Raw genomic sequence first — 4,431 nt, forward strand, 5'->3', positions numbered from 1 at the left:
CCTCGGGCTTACGCCCGGGGTTTATTGTGAGCAGTAGTTATTAAACAATGGAAAAAATATCCCTTGATATCAGTCAAGGGATATTTTTTCTATTGCACACTATCCCTTAATCCATCCACCAATTTGACCATAGACCAGGTGTCTTGCTTGCAATATTTAAGCAGGTTTTTGCGCAAGATTTCCAATTCTTGGGGTGGCAAGGATTGGGCGTATAATATATCAAAAGCATCCATAGCGTCGCCACCGTTGGCAACCGCCATTCCTTCGTAGGTCATATCCGGCACCAGCGCCGGCAAAACCTTTTTGATTGACCAACTGCCGTGCATTTTAGGGTGTAAATAATCGGCCTTAAACGGGTCGCCCGTATCCATAAAGCGAGACTCCATATCCAAAAGCCGTTGTGCATTCTTCCCCGGCATAGGCAAATCGCGCGCCATTTCTTTGATGCGAGTCTTTTCAAAGGCCGCATTGTGGGCCAGAATTGTGCCACTTTTGCCAATATATTTAAGTAGCGCCGCCACGCACCCGATACGCGGGTCCTGTTTACCCGTGGAAAGATATTCGTAATGCTCAAACTCGCCGTGTGGCTTGCGCTGGACGTGCAGGGAAAACTGGAACGGTATTTGCTGATAGGGGCGCGAGTATTTCCACAGCGGTACAGCGGGCTGGGTGGTTTCAAAGTCCAAATAATACAAGGGATAATTTAGTTTATTAAGCCAAGAGGCCACCGCCGCGCGGTTAATGTACGGCGCACCTGTGCGCAGGACCTCTATCCAATGGTTTATTTTGTCATTTTCAAAACTGTTTGGTGGCAGATCGGTTATTTTTACCATTCCCAAGGCCATATATTCCCGCGCCTGTTTGCTTTTCATAATATCAAAAACAGAATCTTGCGGGATATCCCGCCAACAATAAGCCCGGCACTCGCACTCTTTGCAACGCATCTTATCTAGTTGCACGGCAGGTTCCGGCCCGGCAAGCATTTCCCTAATGTTTTGTAAATTCTCTTCTATAAATTCATCCGGGAATAATTCGCTGTCCATTGGAGTTAATAAGAAAAGTTGTTCTAAATCCGGAGTGTCCGTCTCCATAAAATAGTCGCTATTGAGATGCATTAAATAACAATGCTCCGGGACTACCCCACAATGAAACAATACATAGCGCTGAATAGAAATATCATCCACATAAATAGGGTCTATTTTACGGCCGCTGCTTTTCACCTCAACCAAATTCCAGCCGGTAGGGGTTTTCTCCAAAATATCCACAAATACTAAAATACCGTTATAGGAAAAAGCGGCCTCGTAAATGGCGGGAACCCCTTGCGCCATAAGTTCTTGGGTGCGTTTTAGAGCGGCTTGCGGATTTTGCCAACCGTTTTCCACCAACACTCCGCCGGGAAAACGCTTCCAGGCCAGTTCGCCGATTAAATGTCCGCGGTCAAAAATTTTTTGCAGGGCTTTGTCGGGCGGAGTCAAAACCTCTTTTTTATTGCGGTATAGCCACAGGCGCCGCGCGCAACTGCGGTATTTGGTATATTGGGATTTGGATAAATTCATATACACCTCTTAAATTTATGATAACACATCAAAAGGCCCAAAACATAATGCTAAGGAGTTTGCCTTCTTTGTCGTACAAATCGCACGAGTAGGCCAAATCCCGCTTGGTACGCTCTATGAGTTCGTCGCCGTTTTTTGCAAACAAGTGCAATTCGCCTTTTTCATCTGTTTTGGAGTAAATTTCAAAATAAACGCCGTCATTGTTAAATGTACTGCCCCACGCCACTTTTTCCCAAGGGATACCCTTATCAATCATTCCCTGCGGGCCGCCGCAAGTATGGATAAGATCTAAAAAATGCTTAAATTTTCCCCTAATAGATTCAAATTTCATATTCTTCCTCTCTGTAATTCTCCGCTTGGCTCACTAAATGACCGTTGTTATCATATAAATCAAATAAACTGACAACATCTTTTATGGGAAGCCTGTATTTTGTGCGGAACTCCGTTATTTCTATTTCGCCATTGGATAAGAATTTAACTGCGTATTTTTTATACTTTTTCCTTTGTTTGGCATATTTTACATTTGCCCAGTTTATCGGGTGTTTGGGTTGAAAGGGCTTTTTGTCCTCTTTTTCCCACTTTTCGTACAAGGCTCGCTGGCGAGCTCGCTCTATTTGGTATTCCACAAAAGCAGCCTCGCAACGGGGCAAATAATCCTCATCCAACTGATGTTTTTGGGCACACATTTTAAGAGCATCAAAATACTGTTCTTCCGCATAACCGTCCACTCCGATACAAGCCAGTTCCGGCTCGTCCGCCAAATAAAAACGGTTTTCAACCTCGTTCCAATGGCGATAATCATAAATAGAAATAGCACAAAGTACACCCAAAAGTGTAACTCCCAAACTGATGCCAGCGTGGTCCTGCCGCCGGCGCCAAGAATAGGATATATCAAAAGCATCGCAACCAAAGTAGGACACCTGAATTTCCACCGCTTTATGCTTCATCCCTAAAAAATGATGATACACCTTGCACCAGTCTATTTTTTCAATATATTTCCACATAAAAATTTTTATGCCCCAGCCACCGTGATGACTGGGGCTACTGGGCCGAGAGGTTAATACTTACGGCTTAAAAAGCCCCCGCAAGAGGGACATTTTGTGTTCAATGTCGGGTTTGCAAACACAAAAACCTGATGACATTTATTACATTCATATTTTGTTTCCGGCATATATTTCTCCTATATATAATTTGCACTGCACATATAGAATAATAAATCCGCGCGACAGCATCCCGTCGCGGTGCAAAAAAACAAGGGGAACAGAATATACACAGTAATAACTACCCCTGCAAAGTATATATAAGCCAACTTTCCCTAAGAACAAGGTAAAACAATAACAATTACCCGCCTAACGGCGGGTTTTTATTGAATGTGGCAGAATTTCAGATAATGTAACGGTTTTACTAGAAACGGCTGTTTTTTGTTGGGTTTTATAAAAGACTAGACGCCCTCGCTTAATTTGTCAATAAAACATTTTGTCTCCAAGTGGTGCATGGCGTCACCGTAGCAATCAAAATGGGACATAAATATGCGGTTAATTATTCAAGTATTGTTTATTTGTGTTTATTATACCAATGTTTTAAACTAGCAATATGCGCTAAATCAGCCGCGCTTTGTCCGTGTTCTTGTCCTTGCCAATATTGCATATCTGTTTGGATATTGATGGCCGTTTCTAAATCTTTTATAGCTTGCACTTGTTCTTGTGCGCTGTCCGCTTGTTGTCTTGCATAATCGGCTTGTTCTTTAGCATAAGTAGTTGCTTTTTGTTGCTCAGATAGCATTTTTTCTTCAATATATTTCTTATTGAGCAAATATAATAATTGTTCTAATGCTAGAATTTGTTCACTAGAATTTCTAGGGGTTGTTATTAAAATATTTTTCATTTTTTGAAGGATATTTTCCAGTTCAAGTAGTCTTGCATTGCTAACGTTTACTAATTCAGGGGTGGCCCCTTCGTCTAATCCATACGCGATAGCAATTTTGCTCTCTTCCTCATTGAGGTTTTCTTGCTCATTTTCTAATGTTTGCAAATCGTTTTTTAGATATAATTTTTCCTCTTGTAATCTTTTAAGTTCTAATTTTTTTTGTTTACCTAATGGAAGTAGAAAAAAGAACCCTATTACGATAAGGCACAGCATTCCCCCTAAAACTACTGGCGTTGGCATTCCATACAAAAAGGCTCCTATCCCGCAAAAGATAAGAATAACAAAAAATATTAGAGTGCTAGTTAGAGGTGAACCTTTGGAATCAATAGCTTGGTTTTGAATATTTATTTTGTTTTCTACTTTGGTTATTTTCTTGTTTAAACTTGAGGACCTTTCTAATAAGATTTGTCTCTGATTTATAAAATGTTTATAATTTGTTTTTGCAATTTGAATAAGTTCCAAACTTTCATCAATTTCACTAATTGTCAAGTCTGCGGTCAGTATACTTAAAATATTAAAGTTAGCATCGGCCAAATATAATTTATTAAGGATGTTTTTTAGGCCACCCTTTTTTATTGTTGTTGGTAATTCTATTTTTTCTGTTTTACTATTGCTATATGAATTAATAGTGGCTAAATATCTTTTTATTTTAGGAAAATTGACTTCCCAACGTTCAGCACCATAAGGTTTGGTAATAAAACGGTTGGTTTCTAGAAAACTTAATATTGTCACTGCATATGCCGAAGAGCCGAAATGAGCTTTTAGTAAATCATACGAAAATCGGCCCCTTTCAATAATTAAATTTAGGGTTTGGTTTATTTGTTCTTTGGACAATCCAAATTCATTCATATTTTTCTTATTCCTTTTTAGTTAAGTGGAAGTTTTGATAGTTAAAATTCATATGCAACATTAAGAAAATTTATAATTTAACTATATCAAATTTTGATGT

The 4,431-nt window shown here is 39.7% G+C and carries 4 protein-coding genes; all 4 read right to left on the reverse strand.

Translation table 11 applies throughout. The annotated features are described in order from the left end of the window. Positions 1-89: 89 nt before the first annotated feature. Entirely contained in the window at positions 90-1,556 is a 1,467-nt protein-coding gene (locus B2118_RS04060; RefSeq protein WP_428053436.1) for a DUF2779 domain-containing protein, read from the reverse strand. 28 nt (positions 1,557-1,584) lie between these two features. Further along, a complete protein-coding gene (locus B2118_RS04065) occupies positions 1,585-1,887 on the reverse strand; it encodes a hypothetical protein (protein WP_428053437.1) in 303 nt (100 codons plus the stop codon). Then, complete coding sequence (locus tag B2118_RS04070; RefSeq protein ID WP_428053438.1) at positions 1,877-2,560, reverse strand: hypothetical protein; 684 nt, start codon at positions 2,558-2,560, stop codon at positions 1,877-1,879. The genes B2118_RS04065 and B2118_RS04070 overlap by 11 nt, the downstream gene beginning before the upstream one ends. Before the next feature lie 550 nt (positions 2,561-3,110). Next, positions 3,111-4,331 (reverse strand): hypothetical protein, encoded by a 1,221-nt coding sequence (locus B2118_RS04075; protein WP_428053439.1) that lies wholly within the window; start codon positions 4,329-4,331, stop codon positions 3,111-3,113. Positions 4,332-4,431 lie beyond the last annotated feature (100 nt).

This window comes from Candidatus Avelusimicrobium stercoris, assembly GCF_002437085.1.
Taxonomy (GTDB): Bacteria; Elusimicrobiota; Elusimicrobia; order Elusimicrobiales; family Elusimicrobiaceae; genus Avelusimicrobium; species Avelusimicrobium stercoris.